Source organism: Ferrovibrio sp. (assembly GCF_035304305.1).
Lineage (GTDB): Bacteria > Pseudomonadota > Alphaproteobacteria > Ferrovibrionales > Ferrovibrionaceae > Ferrovibrio.
In genome coordinates, this window is record NZ_DATGQG010000106.1 from 1 (window position 1) to 3,616 (window position 3,616).

General features: G+C 66.0%; 3 protein-coding genes and 1 pseudogene. 2 read left to right on the forward strand and 2 right to left on the reverse strand.

Translation table 11 applies throughout. The annotated features are described in order from the left end of the window. Together VKZ87_RS12290 and VKZ87_RS12295 are read left to right on the forward strand one after the other, a co-directional pair. Positions 1–370 (forward strand): annotated as a pseudogene (locus VKZ87_RS12290) (hypothetical protein); the annotation flags it as partial. A 167-nt stretch (positions 371–537) separates the two neighbouring features. Further along, a complete protein-coding gene (locus tag VKZ87_RS12295; protein ID WP_324221551.1) occupies positions 538–1,386 on the forward strand; it encodes a hypothetical protein in 849 nt (282 codons plus the stop codon). On the opposite strand, the gene VKZ87_RS12300 is transcribed toward VKZ87_RS12295, so the two are convergent. Together VKZ87_RS12300 and VKZ87_RS12305 are read right to left on the reverse strand one after the other, a co-directional pair. Then, the gene (locus VKZ87_RS12300; protein WP_324221552.1) at positions 1,383–2,732 is read right to left on the reverse strand and encodes a diguanylate cyclase; all 1,350 of its coding nucleotides are present in this window, start codon (positions 2,730–2,732) and stop codon (positions 1,383–1,385) included. The two genes, VKZ87_RS12295 and VKZ87_RS12300, sit on opposite strands and share 4 nt — an antisense overlap. After that, on the reverse strand, positions 2,663–3,382 hold the full coding sequence (locus VKZ87_RS12305) for an alpha/beta hydrolase (protein ID WP_324221553.1): 720 nt from the start codon (positions 3,380–3,382) through the stop codon (positions 2,663–2,665). Before VKZ87_RS12305 ends, VKZ87_RS12300 begins: the two co-directional genes overlap by 70 nt. Positions 3,383–3,616: the final 234 nt, after the last annotated feature.

Here is a 3,616-nt window from a genome sequence, read left to right on the forward strand (position 1 = left end):
GAACGCCGTGCTGGAAATCGTCGGCCAGCACTTCCGCCCCGAGTTCATCAACCGCATCGATGAGACGGTGGTGTTCCGGCCGCTGGGCCGCGAGCAGATCCGCCGCATCACCGACATCCAGGTGGGCTACCTGCGCAAGCGTCTTGCCGAGCGCGACATGAAGCTGGAGATCTCCGAGGCGGCGCTGGACAGGCTCGGCGAGGCGGGCTTTGACCCGGTCTATGGCGCCCGTCCGCTGCGCCGCGCGATCCAGCAGCAGCTGGAAAACCCGCTCGCGCAACGCATCCTGCAGGGCGAGTTCGGGCCGGGCGATGTCATTCGCCTGGACGTGAACGGCGAGGAAGGGCTGAGCTTCGCTCGGGCGGCATGAGCGGGCGCATGCGCGGATGCAGCCTTGAAAGGAAGTGTCCATGCCTGGGCGGCTGCGGCACCGGCCATCGTCACGTCACCGCGATTCCTTTCGCGGTCAGCTGAACCTTTCGCCTTGCCGCTGGAACTCACGGTGGCGGCATCGGGCCGCCGCCACCGGAGAGTCGCATGTCCCTTGCCGCCCTGCTGTTCGTCCTTGCCGCTTCCTCACCCCATCCCGGGCATCCCGCCGCGCAGATCGCCGCCGCTGAACGCGCTTTCGCCGCGCAGTCGGTAGCGGAGGGCATGAATACGGCTTTCGCGGCGCACCTTGCCGATGACGCGGTGGTGTTCAAGCCCTTGCCGCGTCCCGGCGCCCGCGCCTGGCACGCCGCACAGGAAAACCCGCCGGTGACGCTGGACTGGTATTCCGCGTTCACGCTGGCAGCCGCCTCCGGCGACTTCGGCCTGTCCACCGGTCCGTTCACGCTGGTCTCGCAGACCGATCCGCAGCGGCGCGGCTACGGGCATTTCATTTCCATCTGGGAACGCCAGGCGGACGGCGCCTGGAAAGTGCGCATCGATGGCGGCATCAGCCATCCGGCACCGGATGTCGCCATTGCTGCGCTTGATCCTGCCGCCATGCCCGCCAACCAACTGTCGCAATTTCGCGAGGCGGCGAGCATGGATGAGCTCGCGGCCGCCGAGGCGGCGCTGCGGGAGAAGGCCATGGCAGACGGCGTGGCGGATGCGATCGATGTGATGGGCGCGGCGCAGATGCGTCTTTACCTGGAAGCCCGGTTGCCGGTGATAGGGCGCGAGGCCGCGGTTGAAACCCTGGTATCAGTCTCTCCGGCATGGACCTGGACGATGGCAGGCGGCGGCCTCGCGCGCAGCGGAGACCTTGCTTATACCTATGGTTCGCTGCATCCGACGGAAGATCCCGAAGGCGCGCCCATCGGCAGCTTTCTGCATGTCTGGCAGTGGGAGGGCGACGGCTGGAAGCTGCTGGTGCAGCGCGACGCTGTCTTCCGCTAGCTGCCGAGGGAATCTGCGGCAGTCTTCACGCGATTGCGACCGTCACGTTTCGCGCAGTACAGGGCTGCGTCCGCGGCCTTGATGAGTTCGGCGCTGCAGCCGTTCGTGGCAAGGGCAACTCCGGCGCTGATCGAAATCCGGTATTCGTTGCCGAATGCATGTGCACTGGCCGCCTCGCGGATGCGATCGACGATGACGACCGCTTCCGCCAGTCCGGTTTCCGGAAGCATCAGCGCGAATTCCTCGCCGCCGTAGCGCGCCAGCACATCGGACTTGCGCAACATTCCCTGGGCAAGCGCGGTGAATTCCCTCAACACCCTGTCGCCCGCTTCGTGGCCACAACTGTCGTTCAGCCTCTTGAAGTGATCGATGTCGATCATCGCTACAGCGGGATAAGCGCCGGAGCGTTCTGCGCGCAGCAGCTCGGCCTGCAGTGCTTCCATGAAATAGCGGCGGTTGTAGGCATTGGTGAGGCTGTCGCGAAAGGCCAGCGTCGCCAATTCCTCTTCCTTGACCTTCTGCCTGGTGACGTCCGCGAACGCCACCATGAACACCGGTTCGCCGTTCAGCTCCAGGGCCCTGGCGCTCAGCATGGCCCAGAAGGGTTCGCCGCCCTGGGTGCGCAGCGAGGCAATGAAGCCCTCGACGCGGCCGTTCTCACGCAGACGTTCCACGAATGAAATGCGGTCTTCGGGATTGACGTAGAACTCGGGGGCGGTGTGCCCGATCAATCCCGACAGCGGCGTTTCGAACATGTCCGCCGCCTTCTGGTTGCAGTAGCGGATCACGCCGTTGTCGAGGCGGGTGACGATCAGCGGGAAGGGCGAGGCTTCCAGCAGCGTGCTCAGCGTCTGCTGTGTCCGATGCAGCACTTCCTCCGCCGCGACGATGTCGGAAACGTCGGTGACCGCGCTGAGTACCGCGGCGCGGCCATTGATGCTGATGAGCCGGGCGGAGACGCGCGCCCAGAAACGGCTACCGTCGGACCTGCGCATGCGGATGCGCCAGCCACGCACCTGGCCTTCCCGCACTGTCGCGAGGAAGCGTTGCCGTTCGTCGACGTCGTCCCAGAAATCCTGCATCCGAATGCTGGCGGCGGACTGTCCGGCAAAGCCGAACAACGCCAGCGCCTGCTCGCTGGCCGCCACCGGGCAACCGCTGGCAGCATCGACCAGGATCAGTGCGGTGGGCGCGCGGAAGAACAGCTCGCGCAGCACGTCCGCGGAAAGATCCCCATACGCTTCGGCGAGCAGCCGCGCGCCGCAGTCTTCTTTCTTCATTGCCATGACTCGGCCAGCAGCTTCGCCACGGCCTGTGGCGCTTCGATCTGCGGGTAATGGCCGCAACCGGGAATCGTTGCCAGGCGTGCCTTCGGCAGGCGCTGGACCACGGCCGCCTCCAGCAACACCGGCGGCAGGAAGGGATCGTCGGTGGCGACCACGGTGACGGGCAGTCCAGCCTGCTGCAGGCTGTCGCAGTGCGTGCCCTGTTGCCAGGCATCGAAGCTCGCGGCGATCACTTCGGGATCGATCCGTATCGCCTCGTCCAGCAGGCGGTCCCGGTCTTCGGGAGCAAGGGCAAGGCAGCAGGCATCCAGGATGCCGGCGAATGCGTCGCGCCTGCCGCCGGCTTTGCGAAACTGTTCGGCCACCTCGGCGGGCAAGGGCAGGCCTTCGAGCGGCACCGGGTTGAGCATCACCAGCGAGGCGAACCGTTGGGGCGCCGTGGCGGCGAGCAGCAAGGCGAGCTGGCCGCCCATGCTGTGGCCGACGAGGTGGCAGTCGCGAAGATCGAGGCGTTCGACGAGTTCAAGCAGATCCGTGGCCAGGTCGCCGAGCGAAATCGGGCCGTTGCGCTGCTGCCAAAGCTCGGGCAGGACCAGCCTGTGCCCGTCAAGCGATGGCAGGAGCGCATCCCAGACCGTGCTGCCGGCCATCCAACCATGAATCAGCAACACGGGCCTGCCGGTGACGTTTCCTGTTTCCCTGTAGTGCATGCAACGTGTTCCATGTGACGCCGGGCAGGCGGCCGATGATGAAGCAGCCGCCGACGACTCGGCAACACAGCATGTGCGCAATCCGCCGGCGGACAGGCGAAAAAAGACCGAAGTGGGAGAGAGCCTTCCATAAGTGCCCGGATGCGGCATGGTTGCCGGGCTGCGGCCCACACCTTAATATTTCGCGCCTTTGCCGGTATTCCCGGCGTTTCCCTTCCCGGTTCAACAGGATCA